General features: G+C 63.6%; 17 protein-coding genes. 15 read left to right on the top strand and 2 right to left on the bottom strand.

The window, feature by feature from the left end:
- Positions 1-21: 21 nt before the first annotated feature.
- Entirely contained in the window at positions 22-600 is a 579-nt protein-coding gene (locus KDW96_RS03420) for a Maf family protein (RefSeq protein WP_255839012.1), read from the bottom strand.
- 106 nt (positions 601-706) lie between these two features.
- Here KDW96_RS03420 and KDW96_RS03415 point away from each other — a divergent pair, with 106 nt between their 5' ends.
- The 13 genes from KDW96_RS03415 (at position 707) to KDW96_RS03355 (ending at position 10,778) form a co-directional block, all read left to right on the top strand.
- Positions 707-1,234, top strand: a complete 528-nt coding sequence (locus tag KDW96_RS03415; RefSeq protein ID WP_255839011.1) for a YceD family protein — start codon at positions 707-709, stop codon at positions 1,232-1,234.
- 13 nt (positions 1,235-1,247) lie between these two features.
- A complete protein-coding gene (gene rpmF / locus KDW96_RS03410) occupies positions 1,248-1,430 on the top strand; it encodes a 50S ribosomal protein L32 (RefSeq protein WP_025167420.1) in 183 nt (60 codons plus the stop codon).
- Positions 1,431-1,433: 3 nt separating this feature from the next.
- Entirely contained in the window at positions 1,434-2,444 is a 1,011-nt protein-coding gene (plsX, locus tag KDW96_RS03405) for a phosphate acyltransferase PlsX (RefSeq protein WP_370295311.1), read from the top strand.
- Between the two features lie 106 nt (positions 2,445-2,550).
- On the top strand, positions 2,551-3,489 hold the full coding sequence (gene fabD / locus KDW96_RS03400) for an ACP S-malonyltransferase (RefSeq protein ID WP_255839010.1): 939 nt from the start codon (positions 2,551-2,553) through the stop codon (positions 3,487-3,489).
- A 15-nt stretch (positions 3,490-3,504) separates the two neighbouring features.
- Positions 3,505-4,248, top strand: coding sequence for a 3-oxoacyl-ACP reductase FabG (gene fabG / locus KDW96_RS03395; protein ID WP_255839009.1), 744 nt, complete (start codon positions 3,505-3,507; stop codon positions 4,246-4,248).
- Between the two features lie 197 nt (positions 4,249-4,445).
- Positions 4,446-4,682 (top strand): acyl carrier protein, encoded by a 237-nt coding sequence (gene acpP / locus KDW96_RS03390; RefSeq protein ID WP_255839008.1) that lies wholly within the window; start codon positions 4,446-4,448, stop codon positions 4,680-4,682.
- Positions 4,683-4,789: 107 nt separating this feature from the next.
- Positions 4,790-6,034 carry a beta-ketoacyl-ACP synthase II gene (fabF, locus tag KDW96_RS03385; RefSeq protein ID WP_255839007.1) on the top strand — a complete coding sequence of 415 codons (1,245 nt, stop codon included), beginning with the start codon at positions 4,790-4,792 and terminating at the stop codon, positions 6,032-6,034.
- Positions 6,034-6,849 carry an aminodeoxychorismate lyase gene (gene pabC, locus KDW96_RS03380; RefSeq protein WP_255839006.1) on the top strand — a complete coding sequence of 272 codons (816 nt, stop codon included), beginning with the start codon at positions 6,034-6,036 and terminating at the stop codon, positions 6,847-6,849. The genes fabF and pabC overlap by 1 nt, the downstream gene beginning before the upstream one ends.
- Positions 6,850-6,852: 3 nt before the next feature.
- Positions 6,853-7,914, top strand: coding sequence for an endolytic transglycosylase MltG (gene mltG, locus KDW96_RS03375; RefSeq protein WP_255839005.1), 1,062 nt, complete (start codon positions 6,853-6,855; stop codon positions 7,912-7,914).
- Positions 7,911-8,543 carry a dTMP kinase gene (tmk, locus tag KDW96_RS03370; protein ID WP_255839004.1) on the top strand — a complete coding sequence of 211 codons (633 nt, stop codon included), beginning with the start codon at positions 7,911-7,913 and terminating at the stop codon, positions 8,541-8,543. The genes mltG and tmk overlap by 4 nt, the downstream gene beginning before the upstream one ends.
- Positions 8,536-9,528 (top strand): DNA polymerase III subunit delta', encoded by a 993-nt coding sequence (locus KDW96_RS03365; protein WP_255839003.1) that lies wholly within the window; start codon positions 8,536-8,538, stop codon positions 9,526-9,528. The genes tmk and KDW96_RS03365 overlap by 8 nt, the downstream gene beginning before the upstream one ends.
- 35 nt (positions 9,529-9,563) lie before the next feature.
- Positions 9,564-9,920, top strand: a complete 357-nt coding sequence (locus KDW96_RS03360; RefSeq protein WP_042556691.1) for a PilZ domain-containing protein — start codon at positions 9,564-9,566, stop codon at positions 9,918-9,920.
- A gap of 75 nt (positions 9,921-9,995) precedes the next feature.
- Positions 9,996-10,778, top strand: a complete 783-nt coding sequence (locus KDW96_RS03355) for a TatD family hydrolase (protein ID WP_255839002.1) — start codon at positions 9,996-9,998, stop codon at positions 10,776-10,778.
- Positions 10,779-11,027: 249 nt separating this feature from the next.
- Here KDW96_RS03355 and KDW96_RS03350 read toward each other — a convergent pair whose 3' ends face one another.
- Positions 11,028-12,161, bottom strand: a complete 1,134-nt coding sequence (locus tag KDW96_RS03350; protein WP_255839001.1) for an aminotransferase class V-fold PLP-dependent enzyme — start codon at positions 12,159-12,161, stop codon at positions 11,028-11,030.
- A 75-nt stretch (positions 12,162-12,236) separates the two neighbouring features.
- On the opposite strand from KDW96_RS03350, the gene KDW96_RS03345 reads away from it, so the two are divergent.
- Together KDW96_RS03345 and KDW96_RS03340 are read left to right on the top strand one after the other, a co-directional pair.
- Positions 12,237-12,875: a TetR/AcrR family transcriptional regulator gene (locus tag KDW96_RS03345; protein ID WP_255839000.1), complete on the top strand. Its 639-nt coding sequence runs from the start codon at positions 12,237-12,239 to the stop codon at positions 12,873-12,875.
- A gap of 90 nt (positions 12,876-12,965) precedes the next feature.
- Positions 12,966-13,934 carry a GTP 3',8-cyclase MoaA gene (locus KDW96_RS03340; protein ID WP_255838999.1) on the top strand — a complete coding sequence of 323 codons (969 nt, stop codon included), beginning with the start codon at positions 12,966-12,968 and terminating at the stop codon, positions 13,932-13,934.
- Positions 13,935-14,014 lie beyond the last annotated feature (80 nt).

Here is a 14,014-nt window from a genome sequence, read left to right as displayed (position 1 = left end):
CGGGCTTCTTTATGTCTGGGGTTAGGGGATGTCGATACCGGTCTGGTGCAGCATGTCCACCAGGCGGATCAGTGGCAGGCCGATCAGGCTGCTGGCGTCGGCGCCCTCGGTGCTGCGGATCAGGCTGATGCCCAGGCCTTCGGCCTTGAAGCTGCCGGCGCAGTCGTACGGCTGCTCGGCCTGCAGGTAGCGACTGATCTGGGCTTCGCCGAGGGGGCGGAAGTGCACGGTAAAGGGGATGCAGTCCACCTGGCAGTGGCCGGTTTCGCTGTTGAGCAGGGCAAGGCCGGTGAGGAAAGTGACGCTCTTGCCGCTGGCTGCGAGCAGTTGGGCGTGGGCGCGCTCGAAGGTGTGAGGCTTGCCGAGGATGTCCTGCTCGAGGGTGGCGACCTGGTCGGAACCGATGATCAGGTGCTTCGGGTGGGTGCTGCTAATGGCTCTGGCCTTTGCTTCGGCGAGACGGCGAACCAGGGTGCTGGCGTCTTCGTCGGGCAGGCGGCTTTCATCGATCGCCGGGGCGCTCCAGGTGAAGGGGAGGCGCAGGCGGGTCAGTAGCTCGCGCCGGTAGGGGGAGCTGGATGCGAGTACCAGGGGCAGCATGGTGGACTCCTTATATAAGGAGGGCGATTCTAGCTGTCGGTCTGGATGCTGGACAGGCTGAATTTCCTTTGACAGGGTGTGGGCGCATCCCTAGAATGCGGCGCCTATGTCAAATGGTCCGATTCCACCTCACGTTGATCCGCGCAAACTGGCTGATCGTGGCACCGCTCTCGAAGGAGTGGTACCGCTGGCCGATTTGCAGCGCCTCTGCGACCCGCTTGCCGATAACCACGGCATGGTGCGCGCGAAGTTCGTCTTCGAGCGCGACGAGCGCAATGCTGTGGTAATGCACAGCGAGCTCGAGGTTGAGGTCAAGATGGTTTGCCAGCGTTGTCTGGAGCTGGTCGCTCTGCCGATCCAAAGCGCATGTGATTACGCTGTGGTGAAAGAAGGTGCGAATACCCAGTCTGTGCCGAAAGGCTATGACGTGCTGGAAGTGGGTGAAGAGCCATTGGATCTGCTGGCGCTGGTCGAGGATGAGCTGTTGCTCGCCTTGCCCATCGTTCCGGCTCATGGCCCTGAAGATTGCCAGCAGCCGGCCGGCCTCGAAGAGCCCGAGTCGAGCGAGGACGAGGTAACACGGTCCAACCCGTTCAGTGTATTGGCACAGTTAAAGCGTGACCCAAACGTTTAGGAGTTAATTAGTTATGGCTGTTCAGCAGAACAAAAAATCCCGTTCCGCCCGTGACATGCGTCGCTCCCACGACGCTCTCGAAGGCAACGCTCTGTCCGTCGAGAAGAGCACCGGTGAAGTACACCTGCGCCACCACGTATCGCCGGAAGGTGTTTACCGTGGTCGCAAGGTGATCGACAAGGGCGCCGACGAGTAATCCTTGTCCGCTCCGATCATCGCGATTGACGCAATGGGTGGGGACTTCGGTCCCCACTGCATTGTTCCAGCCAGCATCGCCTGTCTGGCTGAGTTCCCCTCGCTGCACCTGGTCCTTGTCGGCCAAGCCTCCCTGATTGAAGAGCTGATTGCCCGGAGTCCCGGTGTCGATCGTGCGCGCCTGCGTGTCGCGCACGCCAGCGAAGTGATCGCCATGGATGAGCGGCCGGCTCAGGCGCTGCGCAGCAAGCCCGACGCCTCGATGCGGGTGGCCCTGGAGCTGGTGCGTGCGGGGCGGGCGCAGGCTTGTGTAAGCGCCGGTAATACCGGGGCGCTGATGGCGTTGTCGCGCTATGTGCTGAAGACGCTTCCGGGTATCGATCGTCCAGCCATGATGACGGCGGTTCCGACTCGCGCCGGGCATTGCCAGTTGCTTGACTTGGGCGCGAACGTTGATTGCAGCGCCGAGCACCTGTACCAGTTCGCCGTGATGGGCTCGGTGGCCGCAGAGGCCATGGGAGTCGTCAGGCCGCGTATTGCGCTGCTCAATGTCGGTACCGAAGACATCAAGGGCAATCAGCAGGTCAAGCTCGCCGCGAGTCTGCTGCAGCAGGCTCCGGGGTTGAACTACAGTGGTTTTGTAGAGGGTGACGGCCTGTATCGCGGTGAGGCCGATGTGGTGGTGTGTGACGGATTCGTCGGAAACATCTTGCTCAAATCCAGCGAGGGCCTGGCGGCGATGATCTCGGCGCGTATCGAGGCATTGTTTAGCAGCGGGCCCGGGGCGCGCCTGGTCGGTGCGCTGGCCCTGCCGCTGTTGCGGCGCCTGCGGGCCGAACTGGCGCCAGCGCGGCACAATGGCGCGAGCTTTCTCGGTTTGCAGGGGATCGTGGTAAAGAGTCATGGTGCCGCCGGCGAGGAGGGCTTTAAGAGCGCTATTCGCCGTGCTTTGACGGAGATCGAGGAAAATCTGCCGCAACGCCTCCATGGGCGCCTCGAGGATCTGTTGCTCTAGGATGTGACCGCGGCCGACGCCCTGTCATCCAACTGTCAGTTCGTTTCGCTTGGCTATGCCTTGTCGCGACTTCCCCCGACGCTAAGACCACTAGGGAAACCTATACATGTCTGCATCCCACGCATTTGTCTTTCCTGGCCAAGGCTCCCAGTCCCTGGCGATGCTGGCCGAACATGGCGCACAGCAGCAGCTGATCATCGACACCTTTGCTGAAGCCTCCGACGCGCTCGGCTACGACCTGTGGTCGTTGACCCAGCAGGGTCCGGAAGAGCAACTGAATCAAACCGACAAGACTCAGCCGGCGATCCTCGCAGCCTCCATTGCCCTGTGGCGCCTGTGGCAGGCGCAGGGCGGCGCGGTCCCGGCTTTCGTTGCCGGTCACAGCCTGGGTGAATACTCGGCGCTGGTGGCGGCAGGTTGCCTGGAGTTTGCCGCTGCGGTGAAGCTGGTCGAACATCGTGGTCAGCTGATGCAGCAGGCCGTTCCGGCTGGGCAGGGCGGAATGGCCGCCATCCTGGGGCTGGAGGACGCCGATGTGCTGGCCGCCTGCGCCGAAGCCGCGCAGGGTGAGGTAGTGAGCGCGGTCAATTTCAACGCCCCGGGGCAGGTGGTCATCGCCGGCTCCGCTGCCGCCGTGGCGCGCGCAGTCGATGCCTGCAAGGCGCGTGGCGCCAAGCGTGCCATGCCGCTGCCGGTCAGCGTGCCTTCGCACTGCGCGTTGATGCGCCCGGCGGCCGAGCGCTTCGCCGGCGCCGTATCGGCAATTGCCTGGCAGGCGCCGCGGATTCGGCTGGTGCAGAACGTCAGCGCGGCAGTGGTGGCCGATCTCGACGCCCTCAAGCGCGATTTGCTGGCTCAGCTTTACAGCCCGGTGCGCTGGGTCGAGTCGATGGTTTGCCTGTCTGAGCAAGGCGTGACCGATCTGGTCGAGTGCGGTCCCGGCAAGGTGTTGTCCGGCCTGAACAAGCGCTGCGTGAAGGGCATCAATACCCATAATCTGGATACCCCGGACGCCTTTGCCGCCACCCGTGCGGCCTTGGCCTGATTGAGGAGAGGTTTTATGAGCCTGCAAGGTAAGGTTGCACTGGTCACCGGCGCGAGCCGCGGCATTGGCCAGGCCATCGCGCTGGAGCTGGGGCGTCAAGGCGCCGTAGTCATCGGCACCGCCACTTCGGCCTCCGGTGCCGAGCGCATCGCCGAAACCCTGAAAGCCAACGGCATAGAGGGGGCGGGGTTGGTGCTGGATGTCAGCAGCGACGAGTCGGTGTCGAGCACCCTGGAACATATCCAGCAGCACCTGGGTCAGCCGCTGATTCTGGTCAATAATGCCGGCATCACCCGCGATAATCTGATGTTGCGGATGAAAGATGACGAATGGTTCGATGTCATCAACACCAATCTGAACAGCTTGTATCGCCTGTCCAAGGCCGTGCTGCGTGGCATGACCAAGGCCCGTTTCGGTCGCATCATCAATATCGGATCGGTGGTCGGCGCCATGGGCAACGCCGGGCAGGTAAACTACGCCGCAGCCAAGGCCGGACTGGAAGGTTTTGGTCGTGCGCTGGCCCGTGAAGTCGGGTCGCGGGCGATCACCGTGAACGCCGTGGCGCCGGGCTTTATCGATACCGATATGACCCGCGAACTGCCGGAAGGTCAGCGCGATGCGCTGCTGAACCAGATTCCGCTGGGCCGTTTGGGGCAGGCCGAAGAGATCGCAAAAGTGGTCGCTTTCCTTGCTTCCGATGGCGCAGCCTACGTCACAGGAGCTACTATCCCTGTGAATGGCGGTATGTACATGAGCTAAATGTGACGGATGCCTTCGGAAAACTGTCATAGACGCTGTCTAAAATCCGATATAAAGCTGCAACTGGTTTATAGACAGATCGTTGAAGTGTTCCTGGGGGCACCCCGGCATTCAGCTTGAAATGCTAAAAACCCTTTCTATACACTTGGCCGCCGACCAGTGGCCTGGATTTGTCCCATTAGGAGTGAGAACAAGGTATGAGCACCATCGAAGAACGCGTCAAGAAAATCGTTGCCGAGCAGCTTGGCGTCAAAGAAGACGAAGTAACCAACAGCGCTTCCTTCGTTGAAGACCTGGGTGCCGACTCTCTTGACACCGTTGAGCTGGTGATGGCTCTCGAAGAGGAATTCGAGACCGAGATCCCGGACGAGAAAGCTGAGAAGATCACCACCGTTCAGGAAGCCATCGATTACGTGACTGCCAACGCGCAGTAAGCGAATCGTCGATTCCCGACTAGGAAAAGCCGCACGCCTTCATCGGGCGTGCGGCTTTTCTTTAAGCGCATTGCAAGCGTTGTAAAACCGAACAAGAGGAGATTGCTGTGTCGCGTAGACGCGTCGTGGTTACCGGTATGGGCATGGTTTCGCCGCTGGGTAACGATGTGCTGAGCAGCTGGCAGGGCATTTTGGCCGGGCGCAGCGGCATCGGCCTGATCGAGCACATGGACCTGTCGGCCTATTCCACCCGCTTTGGCGGTTCGGTTAAGGGCTTTGACGTCGAGCAATACTTGTCGGCCAAAGAGGCGCGCAAGCTCGATCTGTTTATCCAGTACGGCCTGGCCGCCAGCTTTCAGGCGGTGCGCGATTCCGGATTGGAAGTCACCGATGCCAATCGTGAACGCATTGGCGTGGCGCTTGGCTCCGGTATCGGCGGCCTGACCAACATCGAGAACAGCTGCAAGGCGCTGCATGAGCAGGGGCCGCGGCGTATCTCGCCGTTCTTCGTGCCCGGTTCGATCATCAACATGATTTCCGGCTTCCTGTCGATCCATCTGGGGCTGCAGGGGCCTAACTACGCCATCGCCACGGCGTGTACCACCGGCACCCATTGCATCGGCATGGCTGCCCGCAACATCGCCTATGGCGAGGCGGACGTGATGGTCGCCGGTGGCGCCGAGATGGCCGCCTGCGGTCTGGGCATCGGCGGCTTCGCGGCCGCGCGGGCGCTGTCGACCCGCAACGATGAACCGACCAAGGCCAGTCGTCCGTGGGACAAGGATCGCGATGGTTTCGTCCTGTCCGACGGCGCCGGCACCCTGGTGCTGGAAGAGCTGGAGCATGCCAAGGCCCGCGGTGCGACCATCTATGCCGAGCTGATAGGTTTCGGCATGAGCGGCGATGCCTTCCACATGACCTCGCCACCGGAAGACGGCGCAGGGGCCGCGCGCTGCATGGCCAACGCCCTGCGCGATGCCGGGCTCGACGCCAGTCAGGTGCAGTACATCAACGCCCATGGCACCTCGACCTCGGCAGGTGACAAGGCCGAAGTGGCGGCGATCAAGTCGGTGTTCGGCGAACATGCCTACCAGCTTGCCGTCAGTTCGACCAAGTCGATGACCGGTCACCTGCTCGGCGCTGCCGGTGCGGTGGAGGCGATCTTCAGCGTGCTGGCGCTGCGCGAGCAAGTGGCTCCGCCGACCATCAATCTGGATCAGCCGGACGAGGGCTGTGACCTCGACTTCGTGCCGCACCAGGCCAAGGCAATGGCCATCGACGTGGTGCTCTCCAACTCTTTCGGTTTCGGTGGAACCAACGGCTCACTGGTATTCCGTCGGTTCGCCGGTTGATGCTGAGCTGGGTCGACGGTCGGCCTTCCGAGCAGCTTTCCGTCAAGGATCGCGGCCTGGCGTACGGTGATGGGCTGTTCGAAACCATCGCCGTCCGAGAGGGTGCGCCGACACTGCTGGATCGTCACCTGGCGCGCCTGGCCGATGGCTGCGCGCGCCTGTGCCTGCCGTTCGACGCGCCCTTGCTGCGCGGGGAGCTGCAAGCCTTCAGTCGTCAGCTGGGCGAGGGCGTGGTCAAGCTTATCCTTACGCGCGGCGACGGCCTGCGCGGCTATGCGCCGCCGCAGCCGACAATGGTGCGGCGAATCCTGCAGGGCAGCCCGAAACCGACCTACCCGACCCAGCATGCCGAGCTTGGAGTGCGTCTTTTTCCGTGCACTACGCGCCTGGCCGAGCAGCCCCTGCTGGCCGGTATGAAGCACCTCAATCGCCTGGAGCAGGTACTGGCGCGAAGCGAATGGCAGGACTCCGAACATGCCGAAGGCCTGATGCAGGATGGGGCGGGGCGGGTGATCGAGGGGGTCTTCAGCAACCTGTTTCTGGTCAAGGGCGGTGCCCTGCTGACCCCGGACCTGTCCCGCTGCGGGGTTGCCGGGGTCATGCGCGCGGAGCTATTGGCACAGGCCGAGACGCTGGGCGTCTCCTGCGAGGTCGGCGATTTTGGCCTCGATGCGCTGCTGGACGCTGATGAGGTTTTTCTCTGCAACAGCCTCTACGGGGTATGGCCGGTGCGGGCACTGCTGCACCGTGACTGGTCGGTAGGGCCGCTCACCCGTAAACTGCAGGCCATAGCCTGCGATCTACTGGACTGCTGATCTGTGATACGCAAGATACTGCTGCTGGAAGGTGGCGTGTTGCTGGCCGGGTTGCTGGTGGTCTTTGCCGCCTGGCAGCAACACGCGGCATTGCAGCAACCGTTGCAATTGGCCGAGGAGCGCCTGCTGGAAGTGCCGGCCGGCGCCACCCCGGGCGGGGTGCTCAATCGCCTGCAGGCCGACGGGGTGCTGGAGGATGCGTTCTGGCTGCGGCTGTACTGGCGTTTCAATCTCCGGGGGCAGCCGCTGCACAGCGGTGAATACCGTCTGGCGCCAGGCCAGACCGTGAATGACATGCTGGTGCAGTGGCGCCGTGGGGAGGTGGTGCAATACAGCCTGACCCTGGTCGAGGGCTGGAATTTTCGCCAAGTGCGCGCCGCGTTGGAGCGCGCCAGCAAGCTTGAGTCGGTTCTGAGTGGGTTGAGCGATGCGCAGCTGATGGAGCGTCTCGGGCTGGGCGGGGTCAATCCAGAGGGGCGCTTCTTTCCCGATACCTACCGCTACGTGCGCGGCACCACTGACCTGGACCTGCTCAAGCAGGCCCATGCCCGCTTGAAGCAGGTGTTGGCCGAGGAGTGGGAGGCGCGCGCCGACGGCCTGCCTTACCGCGAGCCCTACGACGCCCTGATCATGGCCTCGATGATCGAGAAGGAGACCGGGGTGCCGGAGGAGCGTGGGGCCATCGCCGGCGTGTTCGTCCGCCGCCTGCGCATTGGCATGCGCCTGCAGACCGACCCGACGGTGATCTACGGTTTGGGCGAGCGCTACAACGGCAAGCTATCGCGCGCTCACCTGCGCGAGGCGACACCCTACAACACCTATATGATCGACGGCATGCCGCCGACGCCAATCGCCCTGGTCGGTCGCGAGGCCATTCATGCGGCCTTGCATCCGGTGGCGGGCAGTAGCCTTTATTTCGTGGCCCGTGGTGATGGCAGCCATGTCTTCTCCGACAATCTGGATGCGCACAACCGGGCGGTGCGTGCCTACCAGCTCAATCGGCGTGCCGACTATCGCTCCAGCCCCAACCCTATCCAGTCGAGCAATCATAAGGACGACCCGTGAGCGGCTTGTTTATCACCTTGGAAGGTCCGGAAGGGGCAGGCAAGAGTACCAATCGCGATTACCTGGCCGCACGCCTGGCCGAACAGGGCATCGAGGTGCTGCTGACCCGCGAGCCCGGTGGTACGCCGCTGGCGGAGCGCGTGCGTGAAATCCTGCTCGCGCCGAGCGACGAGACCATGGCGGCCGATACCGAGTTGCTGCTGGTGTTCGCGGCGCGCGCCCAGCACCTGGCTCAGGTGATTCGGCCGGCCTTGGCACGGGGTTGCGTGGTGCTCTGCGACCGCTTCACCGACGCCACCTACGCCTATCAGGGGGGCGGCCGCGGCGTGTCGGAGGCGCGGATCGCCGCGCTGGAGCATTTCGTGCAGGGTGAGCTGCGTCCGGACCTGACCCTGGTCTTCGACCTGCCGATCGAGGTTGGCCTGGCCCGGGCGGCGGCCCGGGGGCGCCTTGACCGCTTCGAGCAGGAAGGGCGCATCTTCTTCGATGCGGTACGCCAGACCTATCTGCGCCGTGCCGAATCGGCGCCGCAGCGCTACCGGATTCTCGATGCCGCACAGCCCTTAAGTCGGGTCCAGCAAGCCCTGGATGATCTGCTGCCGCAAATCGTGGAGCTGTGCCGTGGCTGAAGCCTACCCGTGGCAGGACGCGCTCTGGCAGCAATTGGCCGGGCGCACCCAGCATGCCCATGCCTACCTGCTGCTGGGGCCCGCCGGAATCGGCAAGCGCGCCCTGGCCGAGCGCCTGATGGCGCGCCTGCTGTGCCAGCAGCCGGCTGGCCTGGAGGCTTGCGGCCAGTGCAAGGGTTGCCATCTGCTGGCGGCCGGCAGTCATCCGGATATGTTCGAGCTGAAGCCGAGCGGGGACAAGAAAAGCGTCGGCGTCGACGATGTCCGCGAGCTGATCGGTTTCGTCAACAAGACTGCGCAGTTGAGCGGGCGCAAGGTGGTGCTGATCGCCGAGCCCCCTGCCGAAGACATGACCCTCGCCGCGTCCAACGCCTTGCTTAAGAGTCTGGAGGAGCCCTCCGGCGATACCGTGCTGCTGTTGCTCAGCCATCAGCCGAGCCGACTGCTGCCCACCATCAAGAGTCGCTGCGTGCAGCAGGCCTGCCCGCTGCCCGATTCGGCGACCAGCCTGGCCTGGCTGGCGCAAGCGCTGCCGGAGTGTGGCGAGGATGAGTGCCGAGAGCTGCTGATCCTGGCGGCAGGCTCGCCCCTGACTGCCCGCGCCCTGCAGCAGCAAGGCGTGCGGGAGCAGCGGGCGCTGGTGGTGGACGGGGTGAAGAAGCTGCTCAAGCAGCAGGCCGCTGCCAGCCAGTTGGCCGAGGCCTGGAAAGCCCTGCCGTTGCCGATGCTGTTCGACTGGTTCTGCGACTGGGCGCAGTTGATGTTGCGCTACCAGATGACCCGGGATGAGCAAGGGCTGGGGCTCGACGACATGCGCAAGGTGGTGCAGTACCTGGCGGACAAGACGCCGCAGGCCAGGGTGCTGGGCATGCAGGACTGGTTGCTGCAGCAGCGCCAGAAAGTGGTCGGCAAGGCCAACCTGAACAGTGTGTTGCTTCTCGAAGCACTGCTGGTGCAGTGGGCAAGCCTGCCCGGACCGGGCTAGAATCGGCCATTGAGTATTGAAGTCAGGAATGCCGCATGAGCTTGCCACCTAACTTGGGTCCGCGTAATGGAATCTTGTCTCTGACGATCAAGGACAAGTCCGTGCTCTATGCCGCCTACATGCCATTCATCAAGAATGGTGGGCTGTTCATCCCGACCAACAAGAGCTACAAGCTCGGCGATGAAGTGTTCATGCTGCTCAACCTGATGGATGAGCCGGAAAAGATTCCGGTGGCGGGGAAGGTGGTGTGGATCACCCCCAAGGGCGCCCAGGGTAACCGGGCGGCGGGGGTCGGTGTGCAGTTCAACGAGGGCGACAACACCGCGCGCAACAAGATCGAAACCTACCTGGCGGGCGCATTGAAGTCGGACCGTCCGACCCACACGATGTAGCCTGCTGCTAATTCCACCCGGGCGTCCGGACCCGCAGTGCCGGTGATGGCGCCGACCCTCAAGTGATTGTTCTCCATGCTGGTTGATTCCCACTGTCATCTCGACCGCCTCGACCTGGCCGCCCACGACGGCTCGCTCGACTCGGCGCTGGCGGCGGCGCGTGCGCGCGGCGTTGGCCATTTCCTTTGCATCGGTGTGAGCGCCGACAATGCTGCGACGGTCAAGGAATTGGCCGAGCGCTATGCCGATGTCGATTGCTCGGTGGGCGTCCATCCGCTGGACCTGGAGCCCGGCGCAGCGCCGGCCCTGGAGTGGTTGCTGGCCGAATTGAACCATCCCCGGGTGGTGGCCATCGGCGAGACCGGGCTGGATTACCATTACGAGCCGCAGGCCGCGCAGGCGCAGCAACAGGCCTTTCGCCTGCATCTGCAGGCTGCCCAGGTCACCGGAAAGCCGGTGATCGTGCATACCCGCGAGGCCCGCGCCGACACCCTGGCGCTGCTGCGCGAAGCCGCTTTGCCGCAAGCCGGGGTGCTGCACTGCTTCACCGAAGACTGGGAGATGGCCAGGGCGGCGCTGGATCTGGGTTTCTACATTTCCCTGTCCGGCATCGTTACCTTCCGCAATGCGGAGGCGCTGCGCGAGGTCGCCCGGCAGGTGCCGGCGGATCGCCTGCTGGTGGAGACCGACTCCCCCTACCTGGCCCCTGTACCTCATCGCGGCAAGCCGAACCTGCCGGAATATGTGCGGGACGTGGCCGAATACCTGGCGGTGTTGCGCGGGGTGAGTTTCGAGACCCTGGCCGAGCAAACCACCGCCAATTTCAAGCGCCTGTTCCCGCTGGCGCGCGTGGCCTAAGGCGTTCCTACGATGGTCGCGGGTGGTCAAATCCAAGGCAAAAAAAACCCGGCTTCTGGGGGATGAATCCGGGTTAAGACCATTAGGAGTAAATCAAGGTACGCGGTCCACGGTACCTTGCCTGGCGGGGCACTTGGGGGGAGATGCCGCGCACCAGTACTCCTAAGTATTGGCGAAGATTCCCGATCGTCCACCACCGATCGCAGCGTTTTTAAACAGATTTGGAATACCCGGGCAACTGTTGAGTCCTCAACCCGCTGCCAGCTGGTGCAGCAGCTGCAACGTTTCCTCGATTATTCGCGCCTCGCTGTAGAAGTGGGGCGACAGGCGCACGCCGCCACCGCGCTGGGCGCAGATCACCTGTTCGCGCCGCAGGCGCTCGTAAAGCGCCTGATTGTTCCAGCCAGCCAGGCTGAAGGTGACGATGCCGGCGCGCCTCGTCGGATTACGCGGGCTGTGCAGGCTGACGCCGGGCAATGTGTCCAGGCCGTCGAGCAGCCATTGCACGCGCTCCTCCACGGCGTGCCCCACCTGTGCCATGCCGACTTCCTCCAACAGCGACAGGCTGGCCTCCAGGGCCATGGCGCCAAGCAGGTTCGGGCTGCCGCACTCGAAGCGCCGGGCGGTGCGCGCGGCTTGCCAGTCTTTGCGCTGGTAGTCACCGGGATGCTCGAGCATGTGCCAGCCATACTCATGGAGCTTGAGCTGCTCGCGCAGCTCGCCGCGGCAATAGAAGGCGCCAAGGCCCTCCGGGCCGAGCAGCCACTTGTGGCCATCGGCCATGGCGAAGTCGCACTGATAGCGCTGCACGTCGAAGGGCAGGGCGCCGAGCTGCTGAATCGCATCGACGCAGAGCAGCACTCCGCGCTGACGGCAGCCATGGCCCAGCCGCTCCAGATCCAGGCGCAGACCGCTGGCGTATTGTACGGCGCTGATCGACAGCAACCGGGTGCGTGGGCCGCAGGCGGCGAGCAGGGCAGCCTCAGGATCACCCTGGTGCAGGTCGACCTGAATGACCTTCACGCCCAGTGGCTCGAGGGCCTGCCAGACGACCCGGTTGGAGGGGAACTCTTCGTCGCTGATCACCACCTGGTCGCCTGGCTTCCAGTCCAGGCCGAACGCCACGAAGGACAGCGCCTCGGAGGTGTTCTTGACCAGTGCGATGTCGGCGCTGCTCGGAGCGTTGAGCAGCCTGGCCAGCCGCTCGCGCAGGGTGTCCTCGACCTTGAGCCAGGTCGGGTAGTCGCGGGCGCCGGTTCGCGCATTCTGTTCGGCGAAGCGATTGATGGCCGTCACGGCGCGTTGTGGCCAGGGCGACACGGCGGCGTGGTTGAGGTAACGCAGCTCGGCAACCTGGGGGAATTCATCTTGAATGACGTACATGGTCGGATGATCCGTGCAATCTGGCGCTAAATAGGCATAATAGCCGGCTTCGATTTTCGACCTCTTAGTCCTTTTATGCAGAAAGAACCCCGTAAGGTCCGTGAGTTTCGCCGCCGCGAACAGGAAATTCTCGATACCGCGCTGAAATTGTTCCTCGAGCAGGGCGAAGACAGCGTCACCGTCGAGATGATTGCCGACGCGGTCGGAATCGGCAAAGGCACGATCTACAAGCACTTCAAGTCCAAGGCGGAGATCTATCTGCGCCTGATGCTCGACTATGAGCGCGACCTGAACGAGCTGTTCCACTCTGCCGACGTCGATCGGGACAAGGAAGCGCTGTCACGCGCCTACTTCGAGTTCCGCATGCGCGATCCGCAACGCTACCGCTTGTTCGACCGCCTGGAGGAAAAGGTGGTCAAGGGCAATCAGGTGCCGGAGATGGTCGAGCAGCTGCACACTATCCGTGCGTCCAACTTCGAGCGTCTGACCCTGTTGATCAAGGGACGTATCGCCGAAGGCAAGCTGGAGGACGTGCCGCCTTACTTCCACTATTGCGCGGCCTGGGCGCTGGTGCATGGCGCTGTGGCGCTGTACCACTCGCCGTTCTGGAGCAATGTGCTGGAGGACCAGGAGGGCTTCTTCCAGTTCCTCATGGATATCGGCGTACGCATGGGCAACAAGCGCAAGCGCGAAGGCGAGCCTCCGCAAGCCTGACGTTATTCCGCTGGTCAACAGCGCTTGTGGTGCATATGGCAGCATGGCGAGCGGGGATATACTCAAGGCTATCAATCGCCGGAGTCGTTCATGATCGTTGATCGCCAAGGCAGACGCTTTCGCAACCTGCGCATCAGTCTGACCGCCGCCTGTAACTACGCCTGCACCTACTGCGTGCCGGACGGCAAGCGCCTGGTGGCGGCGCAGGATGAGCTGAGCTCCGACGCGATGGTGCGCGGGGTGGCCTATCTGATCGAGGCCGCCGGCATCGAGCGGCTGCGCGTGACTGGTGGCGAACCCCTGGTCAGCCCCAAGCTGGAGCCTTTTCTGCGCGGCGTCAGCAACCTGGGGCTGGCCGATATCAGCCTGACCAGCAACGGCCAGCTGCTGGCGCGCAAGCTGCCGTTGCTGGTGGAGTGCGGCATCCGCCGACTCAACATTTCCCTGGATACTCTCGACGCCGACGCCTTCCGTGGCATCGCCCGTGGTGGCGACCTGGCGACCGTGCTGGCGGGCATGGACGAGGCGCGGGCAGCCGGTCTGAAGGTCAAGGTCAACATGGTGCCGCTGCGCGGGCAGAATCTCGATCAGGTCTTGCCGCTGCTCGAGTACTGCCTGGAGCGTGGCTTCGAGTTGCGCTTCATCGAGTTGATGCGCATGGGGCATCTGGCGCGGGACGGCAACAGCTTCCTGCAGCAGTTCGTCGGCATGCCGGAGCTGTTGGCGCTGATCGGTGAGCGCCATGGTTTCGTCCAGGCCGATGCGCCGGTAGACGCGACAGCGCTGCGTTACGAACTTCCCGGACTCGGGTTCTTCGGCGTGATCGCCAACGAGAGCGTGCCCTTCTGTCGTACCTGCTCGCGCCTGCGCCTGTCGTCGACCGGCTGGCTGCATGGCTGCCTGTCGTCGAGCAACCGCCACTATGTCGGCGACCTCCTGGACAAGCCGCGTCACCAGGCGTTGCCGGCGTTGCAGCGGTTGCTGGTCAAGGCCTTGGGCGACAAGCAGGAAGTCGCCTTCTCCGGTGGTGCCACGGTGATGAAAATCATCGGCGGCTAGCGTTCGTTCATGCTCGGGCGACTCCCTTGGGGTCGCTTGTGGCGCGGATTCTGCATCTTTGGGCCTACTGCCGGTTTTAC

The sequence above is a fragment of the Pseudomonas benzenivorans genome, assembly GCF_024397895.1.
In the GTDB taxonomy this organism is placed as follows: Bacteria; Pseudomonadota; Gammaproteobacteria; order Pseudomonadales; family Pseudomonadaceae; genus Aquipseudomonas; species Aquipseudomonas benzenivorans_A.
The sequence above is the reverse complement of the archived record's forward strand: the minus strand, read 5'-3'. Positions and strand labels throughout refer to the sequence as shown.

What these genes read in the sequence shown, in the direction of transcription:
- KDW96_RS03420 (WP_255839012.1), bottom strand. Translation starts at nt 600, where the DNA reads ATGCTGCCCCTGGTACTCGCATCCAGCTCCCCCTACCGGCGCGAGCTA.
- KDW96_RS03415 (WP_255839011.1), top strand. Translation starts at nt 707, where the DNA reads ATGTCAAATGGTCCGATTCCACCTCACGTTGATCCGCGCAAACTGGCT.
- rpmF (WP_025167420.1), top strand. Translation starts at nt 1,248, where the DNA reads ATGGCTGTTCAGCAGAACAAAAAATCCCGTTCCGCCCGTGACATGCGT.
- fabD (WP_255839010.1), top strand. Translation starts at nt 2,551, where the DNA reads ATGTCTGCATCCCACGCATTTGTCTTTCCTGGCCAAGGCTCCCAGTCC.
- fabG (WP_255839009.1), top strand. Translation starts at nt 3,505, where the DNA reads ATGAGCCTGCAAGGTAAGGTTGCACTGGTCACCGGCGCGAGCCGCGGC.
- acpP (WP_255839008.1), top strand. Translation starts at nt 4,446, where the DNA reads ATGAGCACCATCGAAGAACGCGTCAAGAAAATCGTTGCCGAGCAGCTT.
- pabC (WP_255839006.1), top strand. Translation starts at nt 6,034, where the DNA reads ATGCTGAGCTGGGTCGACGGTCGGCCTTCCGAGCAGCTTTCCGTCAAG.
- KDW96_RS03360 (WP_042556691.1), top strand. Translation starts at nt 9,564, where the DNA reads ATGAGCTTGCCACCTAACTTGGGTCCGCGTAATGGAATCTTGTCTCTG.
- KDW96_RS03355 (WP_255839002.1), top strand. Translation starts at nt 9,996, where the DNA reads ATGCTGGTTGATTCCCACTGTCATCTCGACCGCCTCGACCTGGCCGCC.
- KDW96_RS03350 (WP_255839001.1), bottom strand. Translation starts at nt 12,161, where the DNA reads ATGTACGTCATTCAAGATGAATTCCCCCAGGTTGCCGAGCTGCGTTAC.
- KDW96_RS03345 (WP_255839000.1), top strand. Translation starts at nt 12,237, where the DNA reads ATGCAGAAAGAACCCCGTAAGGTCCGTGAGTTTCGCCGCCGCGAACAG.
- KDW96_RS03340 (WP_255838999.1), top strand. Translation starts at nt 12,966, where the DNA reads ATGATCGTTGATCGCCAAGGCAGACGCTTTCGCAACCTGCGCATCAGT.